The 25,792-nt window shown below is 39.9% G+C and carries 20 protein-coding genes; all 20 read right to left on the bottom strand.

The window, feature by feature from the left end; translation table 11 throughout:
• Positions 1–938 precede the first annotated feature (938 nt).
• The 20 genes from NF418_RS01070 to NF418_RS00975 all read right to left on the bottom strand — a co-directional run bounded on the left by NF418_RS01070 (position 939) and on the right by NF418_RS00975 (position 25,706).
• Complete coding sequence (locus tag NF418_RS01070) at positions 939–1,259, bottom strand: hypothetical protein (protein WP_256778051.1); 321 nt, start codon at positions 1,257–1,259, stop codon at positions 939–941.
• Between the two features lie 234 nt (positions 1,260–1,493).
• Positions 1,494–2,399 (bottom strand): hypothetical protein, encoded by a 906-nt coding sequence (locus NF418_RS01065; RefSeq protein WP_256778050.1) that lies wholly within the window; start codon positions 2,397–2,399, stop codon positions 1,494–1,496.
• Positions 2,400–2,466: 67 nt separating this feature from the next.
• Positions 2,467–2,967: a GNAT family N-acetyltransferase gene (locus tag NF418_RS01060; protein WP_256778048.1), complete on the bottom strand. Its 501-nt coding sequence runs from the start codon at positions 2,965–2,967 to the stop codon at positions 2,467–2,469.
• 376 nt (positions 2,968–3,343) lie between these two features.
• A complete protein-coding gene (locus NF418_RS10635; protein WP_256778047.1) occupies positions 3,344–8,938 on the bottom strand; it encodes an MSCRAMM family protein in 5,595 nt (1,864 codons plus the stop codon).
• A gap of 35 nt (positions 8,939–8,973) precedes the next feature.
• Complete coding sequence (locus tag NF418_RS01050) at positions 8,974–9,837, bottom strand: class C sortase (protein ID WP_373325939.1); 864 nt, start codon at positions 9,835–9,837, stop codon at positions 8,974–8,976.
• The gene (locus tag NF418_RS01045) at positions 9,824–10,699 is read right to left on the bottom strand and encodes a class C sortase (RefSeq protein WP_256778045.1); all 876 of its coding nucleotides are present in this window, start codon (positions 10,697–10,699) and stop codon (positions 9,824–9,826) included. Before NF418_RS01045 ends, NF418_RS01050 begins: the two co-directional genes overlap by 14 nt.
• Positions 10,700–10,713: 14 nt before the next feature.
• Positions 10,714–11,604 carry a SpaA isopeptide-forming pilin-related protein gene (locus tag NF418_RS01040; RefSeq protein WP_256778044.1) on the bottom strand — a complete coding sequence of 297 codons (891 nt, stop codon included), beginning with the start codon at positions 11,602–11,604 and terminating at the stop codon, positions 10,714–10,716.
• 105 nt (positions 11,605–11,709) lie between these two features.
• Positions 11,710–13,314 (bottom strand): SpaH/EbpB family LPXTG-anchored major pilin, encoded by a 1,605-nt coding sequence (locus NF418_RS01035; RefSeq protein ID WP_256778043.1) that lies wholly within the window; start codon positions 13,312–13,314, stop codon positions 11,710–11,712.
• Between the two features lie 640 nt (positions 13,315–13,954).
• Positions 13,955–14,794 carry a thymidylate synthase gene (locus NF418_RS01030; protein ID WP_256778042.1) on the bottom strand — a complete coding sequence of 280 codons (840 nt, stop codon included), beginning with the start codon at positions 14,792–14,794 and terminating at the stop codon, positions 13,955–13,957.
• A gap of 366 nt (positions 14,795–15,160) precedes the next feature.
• The gene (locus tag NF418_RS01025; RefSeq protein ID WP_024380701.1) at positions 15,161–15,439 is read right to left on the bottom strand and encodes a hypothetical protein; all 279 of its coding nucleotides are present in this window, start codon (positions 15,437–15,439) and stop codon (positions 15,161–15,163) included.
• Between the two features lie 118 nt (positions 15,440–15,557).
• Positions 15,558–16,517: an ROK family glucokinase gene (locus NF418_RS01020; protein WP_256778041.1), complete on the bottom strand. Its 960-nt coding sequence runs from the start codon at positions 16,515–16,517 to the stop codon at positions 15,558–15,560.
• A 92-nt stretch (positions 16,518–16,609) separates the two neighbouring features.
• The gene (locus NF418_RS01015; protein WP_256778040.1) at positions 16,610–16,945 is read right to left on the bottom strand and encodes a hypothetical protein; all 336 of its coding nucleotides are present in this window, start codon (positions 16,943–16,945) and stop codon (positions 16,610–16,612) included.
• On the bottom strand, positions 16,946–18,814 hold the full coding sequence (locus tag NF418_RS01010; protein ID WP_256778039.1) for an ABC-F family ATP-binding cassette domain-containing protein: 1,869 nt from the start codon (positions 18,812–18,814) through the stop codon (positions 16,946–16,948).
• Complete coding sequence (locus tag NF418_RS01005) at positions 18,807–20,018, bottom strand: CCA tRNA nucleotidyltransferase (RefSeq protein WP_256778038.1); 1,212 nt, start codon at positions 20,016–20,018, stop codon at positions 18,807–18,809. The genes NF418_RS01010 and NF418_RS01005 overlap by 8 nt, the downstream gene beginning before the upstream one ends.
• The gene (dapB, locus tag NF418_RS01000; RefSeq protein WP_256778037.1) at positions 20,015–20,782 is read right to left on the bottom strand and encodes a 4-hydroxy-tetrahydrodipicolinate reductase; all 768 of its coding nucleotides are present in this window, start codon (positions 20,780–20,782) and stop codon (positions 20,015–20,017) included. The genes NF418_RS01005 and dapB overlap by 4 nt, the downstream gene beginning before the upstream one ends.
• A gap of 8 nt (positions 20,783–20,790) precedes the next feature.
• Positions 20,791–21,633 carry a DegV family protein gene (locus NF418_RS00995; RefSeq protein WP_256778036.1) on the bottom strand — a complete coding sequence of 281 codons (843 nt, stop codon included), beginning with the start codon at positions 21,631–21,633 and terminating at the stop codon, positions 20,791–20,793.
• Position 21,634: 1 nt separating this feature from the next.
• The gene (locus NF418_RS00990) at positions 21,635–22,009 is read right to left on the bottom strand and encodes a DUF1149 family protein (RefSeq protein ID WP_172053194.1); all 375 of its coding nucleotides are present in this window, start codon (positions 22,007–22,009) and stop codon (positions 21,635–21,637) included.
• Between the two features lie 93 nt (positions 22,010–22,102).
• Positions 22,103–24,052 carry a PTS fructose transporter subunit IIABC gene (locus NF418_RS00985; protein WP_256778034.1) on the bottom strand — a complete coding sequence of 650 codons (1,950 nt, stop codon included), beginning with the start codon at positions 24,050–24,052 and terminating at the stop codon, positions 22,103–22,105.
• Positions 24,049–24,960, bottom strand: coding sequence for a 1-phosphofructokinase (gene pfkB / locus NF418_RS00980; RefSeq protein WP_256778033.1), 912 nt, complete (start codon positions 24,958–24,960; stop codon positions 24,049–24,051). The genes NF418_RS00985 and pfkB overlap by 4 nt, the downstream gene beginning before the upstream one ends.
• Positions 24,957–25,706 (bottom strand): DeoR/GlpR family DNA-binding transcription regulator, encoded by a 750-nt coding sequence (locus tag NF418_RS00975; protein ID WP_256778032.1) that lies wholly within the window; start codon positions 25,704–25,706, stop codon positions 24,957–24,959. The genes pfkB and NF418_RS00975 overlap by 4 nt, the downstream gene beginning before the upstream one ends.
• Positions 25,707–25,792: the final 86 nt, after the last annotated feature.

Raw genomic sequence — 25,792 nt, 5'->3', positions numbered from 1 at the left:
ATGAGTCTTTCTAAAATGATAGTTTGAGCACTTTTCATTATAGGTCATATGGGACTTTTTTTCTATACTCAAAAAAGCTCCATAATTTCCATGGTGGATTTACCCACTACAGAAATTATAGAGCCAAATTTTTTTCGCTTTGATTATATCATAGGGAGGGAGTTTTTGCATTCTTTTGAGTTTTCGTATAAGAACTCGACCATTCATAGAAGAGTTCGTCAACAAGTCCTTTTTTCCAGTTGTTGAGCTGAAACAGTCTATCCCCAGACATCAATTTATGTGAGCTGACTGCCGTCAGCTTATATCTCCCACTTTAAAAGGTCTCCCAGACCTTTTAAACTCCCACCCCCGTATAGCTCAAACTGTCTGGGGGACAGTTTGAGGTTGGAAATAGAGCGAACAAGGTTCGTTACAAAAAGGTTTGGGGAACCTTTGGAGGTCGGAGATAGAGCGAACAGAGTTCGCTACAAAACTGTCTGGGAAACAGTTTGAGGTTGGAGATAAAGCGAACTTTGTTCGCAACAATCGTAAGATCAGATTTGGAGTGTAAAACGCGAACTGATGTGATTTGCTTTGCAAATCCTATCTCCAACCTTTAACCTCGCTTTTTCCTTTCTAGGCTCGGGCTGAAACAGTTCACTGAACTGTTTCACTCCCCCGGACTGTTTTGATACAAACTTCGTTTGTTATATTTCCTACCTCAAACAATCTCCCAGATTGTTTGAGAAATCAACCACTGCGATGAGATGTTGACACTAATGTTGAGAAGCGGTGCTGGACTTGAGCACAGCCTCATTCTTCAAAACATTTTTACAAAATTGCAACCAAATGTACATAAAATTCTGCCAGTAAAGACATGATACAGTCCTATGAATTACCTTTCAGACAAGGATTTGAGATATTAACACAAACCTAACAACATTAGTAGCTAATTGAACTTAAAAGCCAATAGGACTATGAATTTCTCCCAATAACTCCGGTGCATTTGCTAAGTCAGAAATATCCGAAAAATCTTTCTGTGCCTGTTCAGAAAGAACAATTCCACCAGGCATCAACTCTCGACAAAAGTAATCATAAAAGTAACGAATCTTCAAATTAAAGGCAACACCATTAATACTCTCATCATTAACTTCCAACTTTATCTTATCCAGTAAATTATATGCACGTGAATAGGTGACCTGTGATAGTCCCATTTCGCGAAAACTTGCATCAAAATTTGATACCGCTTCGAAAACCTTTTTTCTAAATTCAGAATTCATTTTAAATACCTCCATTCTCAATCAAATATATTAGGAATTTCAACTTGACAACATAATTTCCTTGGTAGCAAACAGACCCTTAATCTATTTGAATATCTCATCAGTGATTACTGTTTTATTACTCCGATTGTCACTTTTAGGCTAGGCAAAAACTCTACCCTGACTTCATAGTGTTCGTGTCAACATCTCAGTGCAGTGGTTGATTGGTTTCTTCCCACTTCCTCTTAATTTTCCTTACCAACGAGGGTTGGCTTCAAAGATCCAGCGACGGGTCCAACTATGACTTTGCCCCGGCGAAAGCCTAATGGTCTGAATAATTTCTGGACTGACAATGTGGTCAGTAGCCCAAAGAAGTAAGCTAGTCGGTTTGACATTATCTATCCCAGTGACGCTTGCTTGAGCCCCTTTGTGGCTGAGTTTCCAGGTAAATGTATCACCTAGGTTTGCCTTATCGGTGCTAAGAACACTGAGAGAGACATCGGTTTCACATTTTTCGAAGGTAATAGCCTTCCCGTCCGCAATAAAATTGTTATGGTCATAGCCGCCAAAACCTTCTAAACGATCATGGCCCAAGTCATTCATATCTGGCAAGTCCAGTCGGTAATCCGGTGAAATAGCCATTCCATCAATACTGAGGAAGTTATGGCAGTATTCTTCTGTTTCAAATGGCTTGTCGCCAACATTGGTAATTTTGGCTTCTAAAATAATAGCATTCTCATCAATCCGAATAGTCTTTTCAATCTCAGCAGCAATTCCCATACAAGCAACCGCTTCTGTAAAAAATGTAGCAGAAGTTTCCGTATGGCTGTAGGTGACAGGATAGGGAATGACTTCATCGTATTTATGGGCAAATTGGTAACCTAGTTCACTATCCTGCTTAATCAAGCCCACACCTAATTTCGGAAAATAGTCACCGACTTGGGCTCCAGCAGAAAAATCTCCTGAAAATTCGCAACACAACCCTCTACCACCAGACGATAAATGTCGTAAGTTCATAGGCTCATTGGCACCAAAATGTGTATCACCATCCAGTGTTACATCTGAAATAAAGCCTGCTCGATCAAAACGAAAAGTATCATTTGGTCGTTCGCCGGGCTCAGAAATTTCAACACGTAAACGATTATTGGTCAGTAAAATCATAAAAACCCTCCTTGATTCAGCCTTATTATAGCACATCAAAGCGTGTTATTCAATATTCAATATATTATTATTGCATTACATCTACTAATTCCAAAACCATACGGTACTCGGTGCGGTCTGCTCCTAGCTTGACTGTCTTGCTTACTCCGTCAAAGCGAAAGCCAACTTTTTCATAAAAGGCAATCGCACGCGCATTCCCCTCCAATACCCAGAGAGAAACCCTATGGTAGCTCTGCAATTTTTCCAAGGCCGCCTGCATAAGCTTGTAGCCAATTCCTTGATCGTAGTAATCCGCCAGTATATAAAGGGCATAAAGCTCGCCAGCCTCCTGTAAATCTTCCTGACTGCTGGCACCGTAACAAGCAAAGCCAACCACTTGCTCGTCCACCAGAGCCACCAGGATATTTTGAGGATAACGGACAGCCCAGTCTTGACACCGTTCCAAGGTGTAGGTCTTTTGGAGAAAATCCTTCGGTAATAACCCAGTATAGGCTTCCTGCCAAGCCTTCCAGTGAACAAATGCCTTGCCTTGAATTTCTTTATTGGTTTCCATAGGTTTGATGAGCATATAGATACCTCCTCATCGAATATGTAGTTATTATACCATATTTCCAGTATTCATAAACCTCCTTGTTTTAACATATTCAGAAAATAATAATACAGTTTTTCAAAATATGACTACTATAGTCGTTTAGTTTTTTCAAAGGTAAATAGGTGTAGGCTATACTGAAGTATGGAAAAACGAATTAACGAAGTAATCAAAGAGCTCATACAACTGAAATCGATACCACCCCTAAAATCAAGAAACCTCAAATCAGACATTCTAACTGTGATTTGAGGTTTTATTGATTCGTATAGAGTTCTTCGAAAATACCAATTACAAGCATATCCGATGAAATTATGGTACTGTTCATATCCTATCTTCAATGTCTTGTTCATTCTTTTCATTTCTGTACCTTGTAACCAATTCTCTTTCTTCTTTCGGCCAGTACAAATGATGCTACAATCATACATACTCCAATGAAAAGATTAGGTAAAATACCAATACCACCAACATGTGGCAATTCTGGTATCTTATGATTTTCAACTGTAATCTCTGTTTGTTCTTCTGAATTAGTTGGAACTTGTACTTCAATAGGTGCTTCAAATAAACGATAACCTATCTTAGCTTTTGTTTCAACTATCCAATAACTACTATTTCTATTTAATCCTTGGAAACTTGCTCGACCGGTTTCATCAGTAGTTACTAGAAGATCTTCGGCATCTTCATAACCACTTTGTCCTGGTAACAGGAGTTGAGATTGAGCAGTCTTCCGGATAAATCGTCCAGCTTGGGCATCTTCTTTAGAAGCCGCAATCTTAAACTGTACATCTGATAACAAGATATTATGGTCTGCACCGTCTACTTTGACAATACGTATTTCAAAAGACGGATGGTTTTTTATTGTTAACTGAGCGATTTGTTCACCAATTGGATGAACCTGAGATTGTGAATCTGTCCGTTCAAAGTTCGTTGTAAACAAATCGAGACTTATATCAGAATTACCTTGATTCTGAATAGTCCATTGCCCCCTGTCATCCAGAGTCAAACGAATCATTTGCGAGATTGGTAGATAACCTCTTGGTGCAGTCAGCTCTCTCAACTCAAATTCTCTGACCTGTCCAGCAGTTGGAAGAGCAATATTGTCTAAGTAAGCTACACCATCTTCTCCATTTTGACTATTTGTTTCAAGCCTATAGACCTGGTTATCCGCAATAGATGTCAATTCAAAAATTGCTTGATTGAGTCGTTTACTACCATCTTCATTTGTTTTAATAATTCGAAGATTGGTCCAATTTTTATTACGGATTTTTAAGTGTGCATACTCCCAAAGCCCATCTGCCAGTAACTCTGCTACTGGTAGTCCGTTAACTTGATAGGACGTAATGAGTTCAAATTGACCATTAACATTGAGGCTAAATTCAATATCCTTTTCTAGGCTTGTATATCCAGCTGCAGAGCGAGTTTCTTTTAAGACATAATAGTCTTTATCTGTTGTTGGAATAACCAAGCCTGTAAATCTTAGCCATCCTACACTATCCGTTTCCAAACGAGAAACTTCAGCTAGACTGCCGTCTTCAGATTTCTTGAACAGAGTAAATTCAACTCCAGCCAATGCTTGATCAGCTAGATCCAGCTTGGTAATTTGAATGGATGTAGACCATGTGTATAATACAACACCCACACGCTCCGGTTCAACAGGTAACAAGTTGTTAGCTGTCGCTGCAACGGAGTTCCAAGCAGCCTTGTCACGCTCCTGTTCAGGTGTTGGATTTAATAGATTTGAATCATCAACGGCCTGGGGAGCAATCATTTTAAAGTAAATATCTTGCTCAGCTGGTATGGTCATCCCATCTTTCAAAACAAGTTTAAAACTATGGATATTAGCCCAATTAACAACCGCATCTTCCGTATGCCAATTAGGTTCTTCAGCTCCAAGTGGATTTGTTGGTTTCAATGATTCATTTGGATAAATGGCACCATCAATGACATCATCTCTCCTTGGATTTTTTGATGTACTATAATACACATCAACTTTCCCAATCCAATCCTGCGGTAATGTAATAGGACCTGCAAGCGTTGGCGTAAATTTGGAATCTCTCATTCGTCCACTTAAAACAGTCCTATCACCGACTGAAGGCAGAATATCTATAAGTACAAATTTCCGTATGGTTGAACCACTTTCATTACGAATATGTAACTTATAATCTATCTCGCTCCCTAGGTCTGAATGTCCCATTTTAGAAAAATCTTGATCCCGATTTCCCTTAACTAACTTAGTAACAATCAAATTATCCAAAGCTAAATAGGTATATGAGGCACTTGCGAATACTAATTTTTCGATAGTATTACCATTTCGGTTTATATCCTGAAGATCCGTTACGAGTTGGTCATTACTTTCTGCGGTCAATTCTGTACTTGAAGAACCATAAGCGTCTACCACAATATTTTCTTCTGTTTGTTCAGAAACCCTCACATTAACTTCATAAACCATGTGTTTACCTGGGTTTAGACGCTTGTTTCCATCACCTTCCCACCTGTAAATAACTAATTGACGACCTGTATTATTGTAATTATCTACAATAGATTGTACAGCCCCTCTTGATTCTTGATAACTCCAATTTGGACTTGCAGTATCAATTGTTACACCTTTTGGTAATAATACAGTGGCAAGTAATGGTGATGTTAATGGCTTAGTCGATGAGTTCAAATTTTGCAATTGAACTTTCATTCTATTCGTTGTGCCCCGTTGTATAATATTCCCTTGTCTCTGTAAAAACTCGACAGAAATTTTGGCTAGTGCTGGCGTATTATCTCTTGGTGCAATGACTGCTGTACGTGGTCCAAGTTCTGTATTGATAAGACCATTATCGTCTGCAGCTCCAATTGCACGTCTGACAAATGGTTGAACACGCGCACCAGTTCCATTTAAATTTATCAGAGCAAGTTCACCAAAACTCTCCGACTTATTCATTACACGAACTGCAGAAGTATTTTTTAAATTTGGACTTATCCTATAGAAATCTTCGATATGACTAGTAAATCCTGAGTTTAGAATTTCAGAACGATTGCGACTACCATATATGACATTATAGGAATTGACATGCTCGTCTGGTGCTAAACCCAAATCCTTACGAAAAAGTGTAATGTATGGATGATAAATGGTATAGCTACTTCCATATGGATTAAATGGACCACCTTGGGTTACAGGGTATTCACCTGGATAGATTACTTTCGTTTTTGTCCCTTTATTTGTTTGCAACTCCACTGTAATTGTTGGGTAATTTGCTGATGTACCATTTGCAATCTTCCCGCCAGGCAATTGATAATTTGCCCGCCCAAAGGCGAAGAATGATCCAACAGAAATTCTTAATTCATCCAATTCCAAATTTTGATCTATTTCGCGTTTTAATCCTACGAAATGGTAATCATTCTTGGTCGGATTATAATCACCCCATCCAGGATTTTGAGTCCAACCGATATTCCAATCAGAACCAATCCCTTCGCGGTAATAGTTAAAATTAACATTTTCTTCACGAGTTAATGGAGCCTCCCAGGCTAGATGTCCTGTCTTGGTACCATTCCAACGGGAAGAGTTAAAGAAGTTGGCTGGAACAATTAATTTCGCTGTTCCAAAATGCTGACTGGCACCATAGCTAATTCGCAAGCCTGAACCATCTGTACTGTTGCCATTATTATCAAAATAATAGGTTTTACTGGTTCCCCTACTTGTGTCTTTTAAAATAATTTGTCTGACACGACGAGGATGCGTCCCTTGGTCCCAGCCGATATCGAGTGAAAGATTAAATATTATTCGATTATTATTATTACGAACTGGCCCTGAATATCCTGTAGACAAAGAATCGTAGTAATTCCTAGCAAGTAAGGGGGTTGGATTATAGTTCATTGAAAACCCCAGTCGGGTATCTGGACTATTTGGGACTGTAGGATTTGGGTTAGCCTGTTGAATAGATCCCGTGCCGAACGGCATATTTCCGCTTGCATCTTGTGGACCTAGATTGACCGTATATGCCCATTCACCTCTTGGAGCAGCCAAGGGATTATTTCCAGTACTGATACTTCCACTCGCTCGATTTGATTGCTGACTGATTGATTCATCAAAAAGTGATGTGGCTGTGGCTGTAGCCGTGTTATGAAAATCACCATCTCTATTTGGCGCATTAGTACGAAAAATGACTTCATGTTGATAAATGACACCGTTAAATCGTTCAGCGTTCTGTTTTTGGACCTCAAGAGAAGGTATTGTCACTGTAAAGGATTGTTGACCAATAAAGGTCAGTCCACTAGGATTATCATCTCGGATGGTCAAACTGCTATTTGGTTTTAGGTATTGACCACCCGTGTCTTTCAAGGTTACCGCAACCTTCACATTCCACCAGATTTCATCACCACGGTTAAGAACTGTTCCAGGCACCCCATTCTTTCCAAGCAAGGTCTTAGTTACTGATATCGCAGGCTTGTTCGATTTAACCTGTATAGATACAGGACCGCTACTATAAACTTGATTCCCTTCTGTCGAAATGGTTAAAGCCGATGTCATGTTATGATTATTTGGGATGATACCATTCTTTGAATCCACTTGTAACATCGTTTCATAAATTTGCCCAGTAAGTAGTTCTGGAAAGTCCCAGGTCAAGGTATTGGTCTGATTGTCATAGACAGGAACAACACCCTTTATCGCCATTCGAGTTAGATCACTAGGTAAAGAATAATAATCAACTTCCGTTGGCAATTGAACTTTAGCTTGAACATTTTTTACCTTATCAACTAAAGCACCTGACACTTTGAAGTATATTTTATATCGACCAGATTCACCTGATAAGATGGATTCAGAAGATTTTTCAAAATATGCTACAATCGGTCCATCCCCGATATCTGCATTCCGAACGGTTGCTGCTGAGCGGAAACGAGAACTTCCATCTGCTGATTGATTTTCTGTACCTGTAACCTGACTAGAATCTAATTTTTTTTCTGACTTTTCAATTTGACTTACTGAATCCGAAGAATTTTCAGCATTATTTTCTGTCAAATTATTAGATGAATCCTCTGGTTTAGAATCTTCTGTACCAGGTACTTGTTGAAGTTCACTAGTTTCAAGTTCACTCTTTTCAACTTTCGATTCATCAGGACTTGTTTCGGTTGACAGACCTTGATTTTCATCATGGTCAGCCTGAGTCATTGTTGATGACTCGTTTGTTGTTTGTTGACTTGTAGATTCCGTTGAATCTGTTTCAGCCATTGTTGCTTCAGGACTTGTTGTCGTTCCCACTTCTGATTGTAAAGCATTTGTATTTTCATCTGAACCAGAATCATTTGTCATTGATTCTTCTATTCCACTTGACTCTTGTGAAGCTTCCGACTGTCCGTCGGTCATTGGAAGTGATTCAACTACTTTTTCAGAGACTGATAAGTATCCTGATTTGCTAATTATCACCTCTTCCATTGTAGCCTGATCAAGTTGCATTGGTTTTAAATCTGACCATTTAGCATAAATTTCGTAAATTCCTACTTGAATAGGTTTCAGAACGAAATCAATTCGTTGTTGATTCTCTTGAAAATGAAATAGAAGTTTTCTATGGACACCATCTGTTTCCAAACGCTCTTGAACAAGTCGATCAGCTGGAACTTGAGTACTAGCAGAAAGACCTTCTTGTATCAAGCGATTTTGGTTATGTTCTAGTGTTTTTTCTACATCGAAATGCAAACCTTCTTGCAAAGGTACTTCCATAATCATTTCATTTATGCCAGAACGTTCTAATGTGAATACTTCAACTTCATCCTGAAACATTTCGATAGGATGGGCATCATCTGCTGTTAGTTCTTGATTTCTACTAAAAATCTTTACATGTTGGATTTCAGTGTTTGGACTATTTGCCCTGGCGTTTAAAACACCAAGCAGTGATGAAAAGAGCTGAGTAAAAACTAAGATAAAGAGCATGATAAGATGCCTGTTCATCCATTTTTTATTTTTAAACACAGTTTTCTCCCTCCTTTCGAATAAAAAATTCTACACTAACTCCTCCTTCGATGATGTTTGAAAAAATATGAAAAATGCCAACAAGCGATTCCAATGACAATTACTATTCCACACACCGATAGAATGAGTACAAAAATCGTATCATTTCGCCCTTGAACAGCCTGTTCTTCAGCTACTTCTTGTATATACTCAACTCGGTGGCCAGTCACTAGTAACCGATGGCTATTAATCATATAGGGAGTACAAGTCAATAGGGTAACAATATCCCGATTCTCTTGGATATGAAGTACCTCAACTTGATGAGGCTCAATCACTTGAATTTGATCAACTTGATAAGCAAGAGTATCGCGAATATTGGTTACATAAAACAAATCTCCTTCTTTGAGTTTATCTAAGTCAGTAAATAATCTTGCCTGAGGCAAGCCTCTGTGGGCAGTAATAACTGCATGAGTTGATTGCCCACCAACAGGCAAAGAAGTCCCCTCCAAATGACCTGCTCCTCTTTGAAGAATAGATTCACTTGTACCAGCATAGATGGGAATTTTAGTATCAATTTTTGGAATACTGACATGCCCAATCATTTCCTCTAGTTTTAACATACGTGCATATTCTGCACGCGCCTCTTTCTCAAGTTCTGAAAACGGATCGACCAGATCTGTTTGACCCAAACTGATCAAGGTTTCATTATATATTTCAGCCAAGTATATTCGCCTTTGAACATCCTCATACTCAACATGTTCTCTCTCCTTTTCAAAGGTTTCTATATTTTGCTGAGCTAAATAAAAATGATAAACTTGAGCAGTTAAGGGATAAACAGCAATCAACAACCCTGTAATAAACAAAGCAATAATGAAAACCATTTCTTTCTTGCCTTGTATTTTTCTATCAATCCTCCTCATCTTTATCCCTCTTCTTTCTTCTTGAACCAAATATCCAAAAAAGGATAAGCATGACTGGAATAAGAACTAAACTAAGATAGATAAGCGGATGTAGTCTAGACTCCTGCTGTTTTGAAATTTTTTCTTGAATTTCTTTTTCTTCAAATGGAACTCGAACACCCCGCACAAGAAGGCGGTGTGTATTAACCATATAGGGAGTACAGGTTATTAAAGTTAGATAATCTCCTTCAGGTATGATGGAGATATGAGATATATCCGTCGGTTCAACAGTCAGGATTTGATCGACTTGGTAGGCAAATGTCTTATCTAGAACTTGTAGTAAAACAATATCATCCACCTTGACCTTATCTAAATCAGTGAACAAGCGGGCATTAGGAAGCCCCCTGTGTCCAGTAAGGACCGTATGGCGATTTTCACCACCAACCGGCAAGGAAGTACCTTCCAAGTGACCAATTCCCTTTTGTAATACGACTTCTGCTGTGCCTGCATAAATCGGCAACTCTTGATGTATCCGAGGAATTTCTATATATCCGATTTGTTCATGTATTTCTAACATCCTAGCGTATTCTGCACGACCCGCTTCTTTTTCTTCTTTTGTGAATGGATCTTGCAATCCTTTTTCATCTGATAAAGAAATTAGGGAAGCATTATAGGCTTGAGCCAGCTCTAATCTCTTACTTATTTCCTCAGGTTCCAATTTTTTAACTTCTTTCTCATAGGTTGCAATTTGCTCCTGTGCTTGAAAAAAAGTCATTACTTGACCTAAAATAGGGTAGGATAAGAGTAAGAATCCAATGAAGAAAATGAAGAGAAACGCAAGATTAGAATGAGATTTACTGGAATTTTTTCTATCTTTACGCACCTACACTCCCCCATTCAATCAAATTTTTGCTTTTTCTTTTTTAATAAATAAAAATATAGGCTAAAACCAATCATCAAAATTCCTGCTATTGCCATAGGAGTTTCACCAGTTTTTGGCAAAAAACCACGTGGTTTTTCAGGCTGATTTGGAGGCGGAACACGGTAGTTTTTTACGACAACTTGTACTAATTCAGATCCGTTTATTGTAACTTCTATACTCTCTGAAGCAATCATATAACCAGGCAAGGCTTGAATTTCTTTGAAGTAATAACTTCCTGGTGTAAGCCCTGAAACAAGGATACGACCTTCAGCATTCGTCGTTAACTGAGGACTAAATGACATGTCTGTCGTAAGATGTTTAGAAGAATCAAATCTTAATGGACGACTATCACCCTTTCTAAATAATTGAAATGAAACAGAGGATAAATACTCTGGTGAAGTATCAGAATGATTTTCAAATCCTAACTTAGTGAGTTCAATACTTCCTAAAGGTCCTATGTTTTTTAAACGAACCGTTACCGATTTTGTTAGAGTCGTCAAGTCCACAATCACGGGAACATACTGCTCTGTTCTATCTGAAATTTCTCGAATATAGTAGACACCCGCAGGAATTCCTGTAATATAAACTTCACCACTTTCGCTTGCAGGACCAGTGAATCCTTCAAACTCACTCAAACTATGGAGTTCTTCCTTCGTCAGACTGTTCAATCTCTCTAAATCATCAGACGAACTTGACCAATCCGTTGTCGGCATCCTCCAATACTGAAAACGAATAGCTGATACTTGCCCTTGCAGACGAATGGTATAACCTTCATCTGCACCAATAGCATTTCTTGTTAACGTCAATAGCAACAAAACTAAGCCAAAGCAGAGTAACAAGAATCTTCTTTTGTCTATTGTTGCCATAGTCTTCTCTCCTTTCCACAAAGCTACCAAGATAATAGCCTTATGGAAAAGAAAGAAATATTTCTTTCTTTTCAACCCACATTGAGTTATATTATCTTAAAAAATTTATGCTTTACGATTTTTAAGTTTATAAGCGGCAAATGCCATCATTGCAAGACCTGAAACGATGAACAAGGTTGCACCGATACCACCTGTAAGTGGAAGTTCCGGTTTCTTGTTGTTGAATACATTTGTTGGCTCAGCTGGAACCAAATCTGTCGCAGTTGGGTCTTGATAGTAGCTAGTCTTGTTCACAACAAATGAAACAATTGGATTAGCTGGCAATATAAAGCCTTCTGGAGCTTTTGTTTCTTTCAAATAATAAGTTCTTTCAGCTGTTGCTTCATCTGAACCATTATCACCATATGCCAAGCCTTGAATTTCAAATGTTCCATCTGCATCTGAAACAAGTACTACAGGTTGACCAACTTGAGGATTTTTGAATTTACCAGCATTATCAGTTGTAGCCTTGTTTGCTTCAATCATCTCTTGCGTCCACAAAACAGCAGTTGTTGCTTCTTGGTTAGTAAATAAACCGAATTCAGCGCCTGCCAATGATTTACCTGGTGTTTGCTCAGATCCTTCAACCTTCTTGAATTTTTTACCACCAGAGTAAACTTTAGGTTCATCTGAAGGAGGAGTTTCCTCTTCATCTCCATCAGGATCATAAGGATTGTCATAGACAATAGTTGTTTTGTTGGTTATAGGTTTGCCAGGAACAGCTTTTTCATTCAAAACAGTATCCAATTCAACAGAAACAAATACTTTAGGTGCAACTGCATCTTGTACTTCGGCTGATGTAGCATAATCAGCATCTGGATGCGCATCACGATAATCAGCCAATTTAGCAATACCTGCAGGTGTTAAATAAACTAAAAGGGTACGAGTATCTTCTGTATATGTTACAGTGTAGTCTGTGTTTACAGTTAGAACTTGATCACCAACTTTAACATTTTGAACAGCTGAGTAATCAAGTGCTTCTGAAAGAACATCCTTGAAGCCGTACTTGGTATAATTTCGGATATCAACTGGAATGGTACCTTTCAAGAACCACTTAACAGTGTCCCCAACATTTTGACCTGTAGAATTATTACCAACTTCTGCAACGTCCTTACCTGGTGTTGGAGTTTCTGTCACATTCTTCGGATAAAGGTGGATTGTTGATTGATAACCTGTTTCTGTACCGAATGGCAAAGTAACTAACATTGGAACAGTTTTAGTGACCTGCATTGCTTTGTTGGCTTCACTCGCATCACCTTTGGAAAGTTCGACTATCCAATAACGACCATAGTTTGATTTTGAAACAACCACATTTGTTGTACCGTCTGTACCTGTAGCATCAGTAATGCCATTAGTTGTATAGGTAGTACGCAATTGTTCCAAAGTTTTTGCTGAGAGTTCTTCTACTGTTTCAGTGTCACCAACTTTAAACCACTGGAATTTAATTCCAGCCATAGGTGTTACTGGAAAACCTAAGCTATCTAGTTGAATTTCAGAACCATCAGCATTGGTTTTTAATGCATCTTCTGCTGGCTTTGTCGAGCCAGCACTCAATTTGTGGATTGTAATAGTTGTACTTTCTGGCACTACATCATTGGCACTTGTTAACAATGGACCAAATGCCAAAAGCAAACTCATCACAACCATGAAAATTTTCCTGAGAGCCTTCATAGTCTTCTCCTTTTCTATATAATATAACTTCTTTGGATAACCAAAGTTAGTGGGTTTTGCAACAATATTATAACATAGTTATCTATATATTCAATATATCAACTGCATTTTCATTTATGTTTTTGAAAAGGAACGGAATGCGATGTTTCAGAAAAATTGAAAAACCTTCTTCCATTGAGATATTGATTGAGTTTGTGTATAAAACACATATATATTTTGATATCATGTTTCTAATATATAATTAACTAGAGCTATAATACTTTTGTTAAAAATTGGATATCTATCTAAAGAATAATGCTAAAAACCTTATAATTATCATTAAGTTATACATATCCTATAACAGTTTTTAAATATGCAGATTGAAAATTGGTTTTTGAATCTTCAACTCCTATTTCACAAAATTCCGTACAAATCAAAAAAAACAAGCTATCATTGAGATAGCCTGTATTCCTTCTATAAGCTGAACTATAAGAAAAATTAATAGTCTAAATTTATTGACATGTTAACTAGTAATATAGGACAAATCGACAAATGTTTATACTCTGTTGTATAAGTTAGACGGAAAGAATATCCCCTTTCAAAATGATTTCCCCTCACTTCCAAAACATAAACTATCTTGTAATGGAAAACAGACTGCATCTTAAATCGCTAAATCAAACTTAAGTTGCGGTTTAACTGGATTATAGTCCACCAACTCAAAATCTTCTGCTTTAATATCAAAGAAATTGGTACCATCTGGAACATTGAGGACCAAACGTGGCTCAATTTCTGAAGGTGTGCGACGGAGTAATTCTTCAGCCTGTTCAAACTGATTGTCATAGATATGAAGATTGTTGATGAAATAGAAAAACTTACCAACTTTCCAGCCAAAATGTTTAGCAATCATCATCTGAAGAGCTACATACTGCATAGCGTTGATATGATGAGCTACCAACATATCATTTGACCGCTGAGTTAGAGTTGCATCCAGATAAATCTCCCCTTCCACTCGTCGAACGTCAAACATGGTCTGAAAGGCACATGGCAAGAGACCTGCAGATTGGTCAAAGGCTTCATAATCCCATAAGGAAATCACATTGCGGCGATTCCATGGATTTTCCTCTAATTGCTTGAGGATTTTTGAAATGATATCATGTTTTTTCACAATGGCACCGTAACGCACACCGATGGTCCCTGTTCCATCTACTTCCCAATCATTCCAATACTGGACGCCATACTTTTCTTGTAAAACAGACAAGTCATTAGTCTGGTCTTGGTAAATCCAGAGAATTTCTTTAATGGCTGATTTAATCGGAATAGGTCTTAGTGTGGTAATAGGAAACTCCCCCTTAGCCAAATCATACTCAGCAAAGGAACCAGTAATATACTTGGAATTAGCGACATTTCCATCCTTGTAACGTGGACGAGCATTTTCTGAAAAAACGCCATCTTCCATAATCTTACGAATATTTTCTTTAAAAATAATATCTGCTTTAGTCATGGTCTTAGTATAGCAAATTCTAGCAAAAAACTCCAGTTTTGCACAGGAGTTCTCATTTGAAAAAGAATGAATAAAAATCAAGGTGGAACAAACCAGATAGGGCAGTTATTAGGCTAAACAGTATAAAATATAAGGCAAGCAAGATGAGACTCAACAATATCTGACGAACATTTTTCGTATAAATTGCCGTTGGTAAGCTGGCTAGTCCGAAAAATGGAATAATGAAAAATGTCAGTTTAAAATTCACATTTACAATATCAAACCATTGGCCTATTGGTAAAAATAGCATGACGATGAGAAAAATTGCGATCCCATACAAAACTAGATTTAATCTTTTTAGTAAAGTCAAATTCATAACCGCTCCTTCTAGGGGCCAAATATAAAGTAGCCAATACCGAATATCAAAGGAAATGAGATAATTAAAAAGATACTGATTAAACCAGTCCACAATTTTTTATAGTAGATAGATAGTATAAGAATTAGAGCCCCCAGTAGAGGGAGAATCAACATGGTTGCTACGTTTCCCCAGCTAGACGGGAAAAACCAGTCACGAATCCAGTTATCAAGGAAAAAGGCAGACAGTAAAATCAAAAGCCCGACTATAGTTAGATAGTCAATTAGTTTAGGCATACTCACTTGTTTCATATACCAACACTCCTTTCTTCACTATTATTGTATGATTTTTTGCTACCTTTTTCAATATATGTATATAAAGAAAATGTGACAGCGGATTCAAAAAAGCAGGGTACCCCTGCTTTAGTTATTATTTCAAAACAAGTGATGCTGCGCCCAATACACCTGCATCATTACCGCGTGTTGCCAAGACAATTTGTGTACTTTCCTTAATTTGTGGGAAGCTGTTTTCAGCAAAGACCTTGCGAACACCATCCAATAAGAACTCTCCTGCAGCTGATACACCACCACCCAGAACGATGTAGGCAGGATTGAGGACTGCTGCAATATTTGCACAAGCCACACCTAGGTATTCTGAGAAGTGACTGTAGACAATCAAAGCCAAATCATCGCCTTCTTTTGCCAAATCAAAGACATCTTTAGCCGTTACATCTTGCCCATCATCAATCATTTGTTTCAGTTTTGCATCGCCTGCGTACTGATCTGCATAACGACGGCTGAGGTTGACAATACCTGTTGCTGAAGCAACAGTTTCAAGACAACCTTTCTTACCACAAGTACATGCAAATGGCTCATCAAAGTCAACTGTGATATGGCCCAATTCACCACCAGCACCTTTGACCCCACGAATCAAGTTTCCAGCAGCGATGACACCACCACCAACACCTGTACCAAGCGTCATAAAGACAACGTTTGGATTGTTGTTTCCAGCACCAACCCATTGTTCACCAAGGGCAGCTACATTGGCATCATTGTCGATAAAGAATGGTAAACCGAGAGCAGATTCAAACTGATCTTTGACCAACTGCAAAGTCTTCCAGTTGAGGTTATAAGCACCGATAACAGTACCAGCTTCACTATCAACAACGCCCGGAGAACCCATACCGACGCCTAAGAAATCGTCCTTGGTTAAACCATGGCTTTCAAATCGGTGTTTGATACTGTCAATAATATCAGGTACAATGTGACTTCCCTCATCCAAAATATTGGTCTTGATAGACCATTTTTCTTGAATTTCTCCCTCAGTAGTCAAAATGGCCAATTTAACAGAAGTTCCCCCAAGGTCAATACCGATAATTTTTTTAGACATAATCATCACCTCAAATGTATTTTCTTTATTATAACATAATGCAAAGGTTTGCGTAAAGCCTTTTCAAAAATTTGTACGGATAAAAAATTGCTCTATCGAAAGAGATAGAGCAAAATTAAAAATTGAATATGTAAGATAAACCTTCCAATGGAAAAGAGCATAACTGTCGTAAAATTGCTACCTTCCTTGGTTCCATTATAGAGAAAAAGAGTGGAAATGAAGGTAAATCCCATGGCAAATCCCACCATCTGCAAGTCGTGATAGGCCTGACTGTAAAAATAGAGTGAAACAGCTAGCAGGATCATGGATAAGACCGTCATCATCAAGCGCAAAGCATTCATTTTTTTGGTCATAAAATAGCTATAGAGGGCTGCACCCAAGGTCACCAAGAGATAGATGACCATATAAGACATGACAAGAACTTTCATCTAGCCCTCCAACTCGCTCAGATACTCATACCGCTCATATTTTTCCAAGAGCAGGTCGTTTTTATCATCCAATTCCTGCTGCAAATCGGACAATTTTGTAAAATCACTGCCACAAGTTAGCATTTCCGCCTCGATTTCCGCAATCCGCTCCTCCAAGCCAGCAATATCCTCTTCGATGGTCGCCCATTCCTGCTTCTCAAAGTAGGACATCCGCTTCTTGTTCTCTTTGATTTTCTCGGTTTTCTCCTTTGGTTTTTCCAAGGAAATGGCAGAGCTGGAAGCCAGAAAGGCCTTCTCATCCAGATAGTCTGTGTAGTTGCCAAAGAAGGTCTCTATACCGCTATCTTCGAAAGCCAAGATTTTATTGGCTACCTTGTCTAGGAAATAACGGTCGTGACTAACAGTGATAACTGGACCAGCAAAGCCCTGCAAGAAATGTTCCAAGACTGTCAGAGTCGCTATGTCCAAGTCGTTGGTTGGCTCGTCCAGTAAGAGAACATTGGGCCGTTGCAAGAGAATTTTCAGCAAATAAAGTCGCTTTTTCTCCCCACCTGATAACTTTTCAATCAGTGTACCATGAGTATTACGTGGGAAGAGGAATTGCTCCAAGAGTTCTGCGATAGAAACCATACCAGATGTCGTTTTAGCCTCTTCGGCCACCTCCTGCAAGAAATTGATGACCCGCTTGCTTTCGTCTAGTCCTTTGATTGTTTGCGAGAAGTAGCCGATACGGATGGTTTCGCCAATATCTACCTTACCGCTGTCTGCCTGTAAGTCGCCTGCGATTAGATTGAGTAAGGTAGATTTTCCTTTACCATTATCACCGACAATTCCTATGCGGTCCTTGTTTTGAATGAGCAGGTTAAAGTCTGCTAAAATGGGCTTATCAGGATAGGAAAAGCTGACATTTTCAAAGTTAATGACTTTTTTACCGATACGAGAGGTTTCAAAATTGATTTCCAATTCGCTATCGTCTATCTTGTTGGCTAAATCGCCTTTAAGGTCATGGAAACGATTGATACGGGCCTGTTGCTTGGTAGCACGAGCTTGAGGTTGTCTGCGCATCCAAGCCAACTCTTGTTTGTAGAGCTGCTCTTTCTTATGGCGAAGGGCGGCATCTCGCTCGTCCTGTTCTGCCTTTAAGCGAACATAGTCCTGGTAATTTCCCTGATATTCGGTTAAGCTGGCGCGGTCCAATTCAAAAATCCGTGTCGCCACATTGTCCAAGAAATAGCGATCGTGGGTAATAAAGAGAACAGACTTTTTAGTATTTTTCAAGAAAGTCGTCAACCACTCAATGGTATCAATGTCCAGGTGGTTAGTCGGTTCATCCAGCAAGAGCAAGTCAGCATTGCCAAGGAGGACTTGGGCCAATTGCACTCGTCTACGTAGACCACCTGATAACTCAGCAACGGTTTTGTTGAGGTCTGTTAGACCGAGTTTCGACAAGACAGTCTTGACCTGACTTTCAATCTCCCAAGCATTGAGAGAATCCATCTCAGCCATCACCTTTTCCAGTCTTGCTTGACTAGCTTCATCGTAATGAGATAAGAGCAGCTCGTATTCACGGATCAACTGGGTTTCACGGAGGTCAGAAGAAAGAACGGTATCTAAAACTGTCTTACTTTCATCAAAATCAGGTTCCTGGGTCAGATAGGCAATTTTATAGGCATTTTTTGTACGAAAAGGTGATACATCTCCGTCAAAACCGATGCGACCTGACAGGACATCCAACAAAGTCGTCTTCCCTGTACCATTGACCCCAATAATCCCGATACGGTCACCTTGATGGATGATGAAAGACAGATCAGCAAAGACCGTTTTATCTCCGACAGATTTAGTCAGGTGTTCAACGATAAAATCACTCATTCTCTAAGATTCCTTTCACAAATGTCATAATCGCTTGCTCTTCGTTTTCCAGCTGTCCTTCCACAATCTGGAATTCCACCTCTTTGAGCAAATTGCCCAATACTGGACCTGGTTTGAGGTCAAATGCCTTCATCAGATGACCGCCGTTGACAACAATTTCATGCTTGTCATGAATGGTCAATGCTTGATCGATCTGGTCAATTGCTTCAAAATCTGTAGTCAACCCCTGTGCTTGACGGAGTTCCTCTACCAAGTACAAGAATTCTTTGCCATACTTGAAACAGATTTGCTTGGTGACAGGCCCTGCTTGGCGGAGCTGATAAATCTCTACCAACTTGACCACGCTGCGTTGAAAATCATTGCTGGTTTTCCATTTTTTCAGGAAGGATTTGATGTTATCAATACCTAGGCAGACAAAGAGCATGGCCCAAGCTTGTTCAGATGTCGAAAAGCGAAATTCCTCTGTCAAACTTGTTAGCATGGCCTCTAATTCATCACTTTTTCCAGCTAAATCAGGCAAGAAATTGTAAGCCTTGGAATCAATCATAGCTCGCAAGCCTTTTCGCCAAAAATGAGCTACCAAGAGCTTATCAAACTCGATAAAACTACGTTCTACAGAGATTTTTTCCAAAAGCGGTGCAGTTTGAACCATGGCTTCAAAGGTAGTCGGCTCAATTTCAAAGTCCAAGGTCGCTGCAAAGCGAAATCCACGCATGATACGGAGGGCATCTTCGTTGAATCGTTCTGACGGAATACCAACAGCCCGTAGGGTACGGTTTTCCAAGTCAGTCAGCCCATTAAAAAGGTCAATGATTTGGGCCTCTTCGTCAAGGGCAAAGGCATTAACCGTGAAGTCACGGCGTTTGAGGTCCTCTTCCAAGGAACGTACAAAGGAAACCTGGCTCGGCCTACGGAAGTCAACATACTCTTCCTCTGTCCGAAAAGTCGTGATTTCATACTCTTTGCCACCTTCCAAGACTAGGACAGTTCCATGCTCAATCCCCACATCGATAGTCCGAGGAAAAATCTGCTTGGTTTCTTGCGGATAGCTGGAAGTGGCAATGTCGACATCATGAATAGGTCGGCCCAAAATGGCATCCCGCACGGAGCCACCAACAAAGTAAGCCTCAAAGCCAGCTGCTTTAATTTTCTCTAAAATCGGCAAAGCCTCCTGAAACTCAGAAGGCAGATTGTTTAATTTCATAATAAGTGTTCCAAACCATATACAAGTTGTGAGCGTTTGACTACCTCTTTAATGCCGAGGTTGACACCGCCCATAAAGGAAATACGATCGTAAGAGTCATGACGAATGGTCAAGCCTTCACCTTGCGCACCAAAAATCACTTCCTGATGGGCAACAAGGCCTGGCAAACGAACCGAGTGAATACGGAATCCATCAAATTCTGCACCACGTGCTCCGGCAATCAATTCTTCTTCATCCGCTGCACCTTGAACTTGTGACTGACGTACTTGTGAAATGAGTTCAGCTGTCTTAACAGCCGTTCCACTCGGTGCATCCTTCTTCTTGTCATGGTGCAATTCGATGATTTCAAGATTTGGGAAATATTTGGCTGCCTGAGCTGCGAATTGCATGAGCAAAATCGCTCCGATTGCAAAGTTAGGAGCAATCAAGCCACCCAAGCCCTTCTCAGCAGATAAGACGCTCAATTCCTCGATTTCTTCAGGGGTAAATCCTGTCGTTCCAACCACAGGTGCGAAACCATTTTCCAAGGCGAAACGGGTGTTTTCATAGGCAAATTTTGGCGTTGTAAAATCCACCCAGACATGAGCTTCTAGGCCAGCCACTTCTTCTTTTGACTTGAAAACAGGAACTCCGTCCACTTCTGTTTCTGTCGCAAATGGATCCACCAAGGCAGCCAGACTCAGTTCTGCGTCACCTTTGACCATTTCAACAGCTGTAGAGCCCATTTTCCCTTTGAATCCTGCGATAATTACCTTAATTGTCATGAAAACTCCTATTCAATAATGGGAGAAATACCGAAGGCCACTGCCCCTTCTCCCAAGTGTGTACCGATGACTGAACCAAATGACACGATTGGCAAATCGCTACCAACACCTGCTTCTTCCAACTGCTGCTTAAAGTTTTCAGCCTTTTCAGGTGCGTTGGCGTGAATAATAGCAATCTGATACTGTCCGTCAGTCGTTTGCTCTTGGAGAATTTCGATTAAGCGTTTAATGGCCTTCTTCTCCGTCCGCACTTTTTCATAGACTTCTATCTTTCCCTCGCCTGTAAAATACAGAATCGGTTTGATACTCAAGAGATTGCCTAACAAGGCTGCCCCATTGGACAAGCGACCGCCTTTCACTAGGTGATTAAGGTCATCGACCATAATAAAGGCTGTGGTCTTTCCAATTTCTTGGTCCAGCTTGCCTAAAATTTCGTCAAAACTAAGTCCAGAGTCAGCCCATTTGAAAACATTTTCAACCATCATACCTAAAGGTGCTGAAGTGATTTTGGTATCTGGAAAGGCAACTGTCAAACCCTCAAATTCATCAGCCAAATATTGAATATTTTGATAAAAACCTGAAATACCTGATGATAAGAATAAGCCCAGCGCGTGAGTATAACCTTTTTCTTTTAAGCTTCCCAAGATATCTTCTAATTCCATCAAACTTGGTTGACTTGTTTTAGGCAATTCTTTTGACGAGGCCATTTTTTGATAAAATTCCTCAACTGTCAAGTTTTGACCTTCGACATAGTTTACCCCTTCAATATTGACTGGGATATCTAAGACAAATAAGTCCTCACGCTCGATCCCTAAAACAGCTGATGAGTCAGTTATAACTGCTAATTTCATATTAAAACTCCAAATTTACCCCAGGTGCGTCGAATGCAATTTCAGTCACCTCATAAGTCATGCGTTTCAAAATATTTAACAAGGGATCTACTAATTCGCGTTTTTCCTCATCAGTAAATTCAGTCGGTTCTTGGATATAGCGATTTGGTAATTGAACTGCTTGACTCATTGCTCCTGAAATCACAAAATGATTCAAAACAATCATAAACCGAAGAATGGTAATCATAGCTGTCTTATTTTCTTCTTTATTTTGCTCAATCAACTGGAAATCTACTTTCAGCTTGGTTTCAGGAATGCCATTTTCTTTTTCCCACTCATGGTTACGTGCATCAAAATGATACTGATTGACAAATTCTTTATCGCGAATAATTTCCATCTCTAGACTCCTCTAATAACAGTAATACTCATATTATACCACATTCCGCATGAAATAGCTAAAAAACCTTGCCAAAAGACAAGGTATAAAAACTTATTTAGCTTGACGAAGAGCTCCATAAAGAACACCTGATACAACCGCACCGATTGCTACATAAGCAAGGTAAAGTAGAGGGTTAGAAGTCAAAGCGATAACGAAGATACCACCGTGTGGAGCCATTAATTGGATACCTGACAAACCTACCAAGGCACCTGCAAGAGCAGAACCTGCGATAAAGCTTGGGATTGCACGAGCTGGATCAGCAGCACCAAATGGAATGGCACCTTCAGTGATGAATGAAAGACCCATAACGATGTTTGTCAAACCTGAGTTACGCTCTTCTTGCGTGAATTTATTTTTGTAAAGAAGGGTTGCAACGAATACTGCCAACGGAGGAACCATACCACCTGCCATTACCGCTGCCATGGCAACAGAACCACCATCTGCAACAGTCGCTGCAAGTGTACCTGTACCGAAGACATAAGCTGCCTTGTTGACTGGACCACCCATATCGACTGCCATCATACCTCCGAGGACAAGGCCAAGGAGAATAGCAGAGCTACCTTCAAGACCAGCAAGGAAGTTGTTCATACCAGTGTTAATTGCTGCCATTGGGATGTTAACGAAGAACATCAAGAAACCAGTGATAGCTGTACCCAAAAGTGGCAAGAGCAAGATTGCATTCAAACCTTGGAGTGATTTTGGCATGTTACGCAATGCGTTACGAAGAACAAGAACTACACCACCAGCAAGGAAACCACCAACAAGGGCGCCCAAGAAACCTGATGACACTGCAGCAGGGATTTCAGAAGTTGCAGCTCCGTAAGTAATCTTACCATAAGCAAGGCCATTGTTTGCAATAGCACCCGCTACGAAACCTGCGACCAAACCAGGTTTTTCAGCGATTGAGAAAGCAATATATCCTGCAAGTAGCGGCAACATGAAGCCAAAGGCTGCACCACCGATACTCATAAACATAGATGCAAGTTCATTGTACGAACCTAGGCTGCTGAGGTTTTCGTTTGGAACTCCCAACAGGTTATCAAATAAGAAGGCAAGGGCAATCAAGATACCGCCACCGATAACGAATGGTAACATTTGAGAAACACCGCTCATCAAGTGTTTATAGAATGCTTTACCAAGGCTAAGTTTTTCTGAAGATTCCACAGTAGCTGCTCCTTCTGTTGCTGTATAGGCTGATGCTTTACCATCCAAGATGATGTTAATCAATTCTTCTGCTTGTTTGATACCAGCAGCAACTGGACGAGATACCAATGGTTTACCATTGAAACGTGGCATATCAACAGCCTTATCTGCTGCAATGATAACACCTGCTGCATTCTTGATGTCTTCAGCAGTTAGTTTGTTTCCGACACCTGATGCACCGTTTGTTTCAACCTTGATATCAACACCCATTTCAGCAGCTTGTTTCTTAAGTGCTTCTTCTGCCATGTAAGTATGAGCAATACCTGTTGTACATGCTGTAACTGCAACGATAAATGGACGATCACCGCTTGGAGCTACTACTACTTCTTCAGCAGACTTATCTGCTGCTTCAGCTGCGTCAAAGACTGAAATGACTTCTTCTGGGCTAGAAACACCACGAAGTTTATCAGCAAATCCAGGCTTCATCAAGTATTTAGACAATTCCGCAAGGGCAGCCAAGTGTGTATCGTTAGCACCTTCTGGAGCCGCAATCATGAAGAACAAGTCAGTTGGTTGACCATCAAGACTTGCATAGTCAACACCCTTGTTTGATTTTGCAAAGAGAACAGTCGCTTCTTTTACAGCCGCATTCTTAGCATGTGGCATTGCAATTCCATCACCAAGACCTGTTGTTGTCTGTGCTTCACGGTTCATGATACCTGTTTTGAAAACATCAAAATCAGTTACGTATCCTTTTTCTACCAAGCTAGCAATCATTTCATCGATGACTGCTTCCTTGCTTGTCGCTTGCAAATCAAGCAACATGACATCTTTTCTCAAAACGTCTTGAATTTTCATAGTGTTTCTACCTCAACTTTTTCATAAGTTTCCTTAATAAATTCGATACTTGCCAAATCGTCTGAAAAGGCTGTTGCCGTACCGCAAGCAACTCCCCATTTTAGGGCCTCAATTGGGTCTTGTGAGCGAACGTATTCGCCAGTAAACCCTGCCACCATGGAATCTCCAGCACCGACAGAATTTTTCACCGTTCCCTTGATTGGTTTGGCAAAGTAAGTTGCCGTTGGAGTGACCAACAAGGCTCCGTCCCCTGCCATAGAAATGATCACATTCTGAGCACCCATTTCTAAGATTTTCTTAGCATAGGTCTCGATGTCTGCTATCCCCTGCAATTCAACATTGAAAATAGCTTCCAATTCATGATTGTTCGGCTTGACCAAGAGTGGCTGGTGTGCTAGTGAGTCTAGAAGTGTTTGACCTTCAAAGTCACAGACAACTTGTGCTCCTGCTTTTTTCGCCACAGGAATCAGTCTATTGTAGACTTCATTACCAAGGCTAGCTGGTGCTGAACCAGCAAAGACAACTGTGTCATCTTTAGTCAATCCAGCCAAAACCATTTCTAGTTCTGCCAATTGAATATCGGTCACAATTGGACCTAAACCGTTGATTTCCGTTTCTTGGTCAGCCTTGATTTTCACGTTAATCCGCGTATCTTGGTCTACCTGAACAAAATCGGTATCAATGCCTTCAGCAACCAATCCATCCTTGATGAACTGACCGGTAAAACCGCCTAGAAATCCTGTCGCTGTGTTTGGATAGCCTAAACGCTTCAAAACACGGCTAACGTTGATTCCCTTACCACCGGCATACTTATCGTCGCTCTCCATACGATTGACACTGCCCGTCTCGACATGGTCTAGTCGAACAATATAATCAATCGCTGGATTGAGCGTAACTGTATAAATCATACCTCGATTACCCTCGTTTTCTCTTTTATGATGTCCAACAAACTGCTTTCTGAAGATTGGCAGATAATGTTGGATTTTTCGATTACAGCAACTTTAACAAAGGAGAATTGACCAATTTTTGACGCATCAGCTAAAACATAGCTTTCTTTTGCATTGTCTATGATGGTACGTTTGATGGTCGCTTCCTCAATATCTGGCGTTGTAAAATAGTTTTTATCAATACCATTCATTCCCAAAAAGGCCTTATCAAAATTGAGCTGTCGAATGTGTTCCAAAGCCACTGCACCTACTGAAGCATCTGTCGATTGCTTGACATAACCACCAATTATAATGGTCTTTATCTTGCGTTCAACCAACTTGACAGCGTGGTTAATGGAATTGGTTACGACTGTCAGATTTTCCTGTTGAAGATAATCAATCAGTAAACTAGTCGTTGTTCCTGCATCAAGGAAAATCACATCGCCGTCCATGATCAACTGAGCTGCTCTTTCGGCAATCATTCGTTTTTCTTGAACGTTTTTGACAGATTTTTCAAGAATGGATTCTTCCAGTTGCAATTTAGCTGGTGCTTCTGCACCGCCATGTACTCTTCGAAGCTTTCCTTCATTTTCTAACTCGTCCAAATCCCTACGAACAGTGGATTCAGATGTTGCTAGAATGTCAACCAACTCTTCCAGTCGGACAAATTGTTGTGCTTGAATGCGTTCTAATATGACTTGCTTGCGTTCTGATTTGAGAATGTCCAACACCTCCTGCAATCGTTTACAAAAACCATTATACACTAAAAACCATCAATGTCAATCATTTTCTAGCAAAATCTTTCAAAAAATGT

It is taken from the genome of Streptococcus suis, assembly GCF_024509555.1.
Taxonomy (GTDB): Bacteria; Bacillota; Bacilli; order Lactobacillales; family Streptococcaceae; genus Streptococcus; species Streptococcus suis_AD.
This window is presented reverse-complemented; position numbering and strand designations above follow the sequence as displayed.

What these genes read in the sequence shown, in the direction of transcription:
- NF418_RS01070 (WP_256778051.1), bottom strand. Translation starts at nt 1,259, where the DNA reads ATGAATTCTGAATTTAGAAAAAAGGTTTTCGAAGCGGTATCAAATTTT.
- NF418_RS01065 (WP_256778050.1), bottom strand. Translation starts at nt 2,399, where the DNA reads ATGATTTTACTGACCAATAATCGTTTACGTGTTGAAATTTCTGAGCCC.
- NF418_RS01060 (WP_256778048.1), bottom strand. Translation starts at nt 2,967, where the DNA reads ATGCTCATCAAACCTATGGAAACCAATAAAGAAATTCAAGGCAAGGCA.
- NF418_RS01050 (WP_373325939.1), bottom strand. Translation starts at nt 9,837, where the DNA reads ATGAGGAGGATTGATAGAAAAATACAAGGCAAGAAAGAAATGGTTTTC.
- NF418_RS01040 (WP_256778044.1), bottom strand. Translation starts at nt 11,604, where the DNA reads ATGGCAACAATAGACAAAAGAAGATTCTTGTTACTCTGCTTTGGCTTA.
- NF418_RS01035 (WP_256778043.1), bottom strand. Translation starts at nt 13,314, where the DNA reads ATGAAGGCTCTCAGGAAAATTTTCATGGTTGTGATGAGTTTGCTTTTG.
- NF418_RS01030 (WP_256778042.1), bottom strand. Translation starts at nt 14,794, where the DNA reads ATGACTAAAGCAGATATTATTTTTAAAGAAAATATTCGTAAGATTATG.
- NF418_RS01025 (WP_024380701.1), bottom strand. Translation starts at nt 15,439, where the DNA reads ATGAAACAAGTGAGTATGCCTAAACTAATTGACTATCTAACTATAGTC.
- NF418_RS01020 (WP_256778041.1), bottom strand. Translation starts at nt 16,517, where the DNA reads ATGTCTAAAAAAATTATCGGTATTGACCTTGGGGGAACTTCTGTTAAA.
- NF418_RS01015 (WP_256778040.1), bottom strand. Translation starts at nt 16,945, where the DNA reads ATGAAAGTTCTTGTCATGTCTTATATGGTCATCTATCTCTTGGTGACC.
- NF418_RS01010 (WP_256778039.1), bottom strand. Translation starts at nt 18,814, where the DNA reads ATGAGTGATTTTATCGTTGAACACCTGACTAAATCTGTCGGAGATAAA.
- NF418_RS01005 (WP_256778038.1), bottom strand. Translation starts at nt 20,018, where the DNA reads ATGAAATTAAACAATCTGCCTTCTGAGTTTCAGGAGGCTTTGCCGATT.
- dapB (WP_256778037.1), bottom strand. Translation starts at nt 20,782, where the DNA reads ATGACAATTAAGGTAATTATCGCAGGATTCAAAGGGAAAATGGGCTCT.
- NF418_RS00995 (WP_256778036.1), bottom strand. Translation starts at nt 21,633, where the DNA reads ATGAAATTAGCAGTTATAACTGACTCATCAGCTGTTTTAGGGATCGAG.
- NF418_RS00990 (WP_172053194.1), bottom strand. Translation starts at nt 22,009, where the DNA reads ATGGAAATTATTCGCGATAAAGAATTTGTCAATCAGTATCATTTTGAT.
- NF418_RS00985 (WP_256778034.1), bottom strand. Translation starts at nt 24,052, where the DNA reads ATGAAAATTCAAGACGTTTTGAGAAAAGATGTCATGTTGCTTGATTTG.
- pfkB (WP_256778033.1), bottom strand. Translation starts at nt 24,960, where the DNA reads ATGATTTATACAGTTACGCTCAATCCAGCGATTGATTATATTGTTCGA.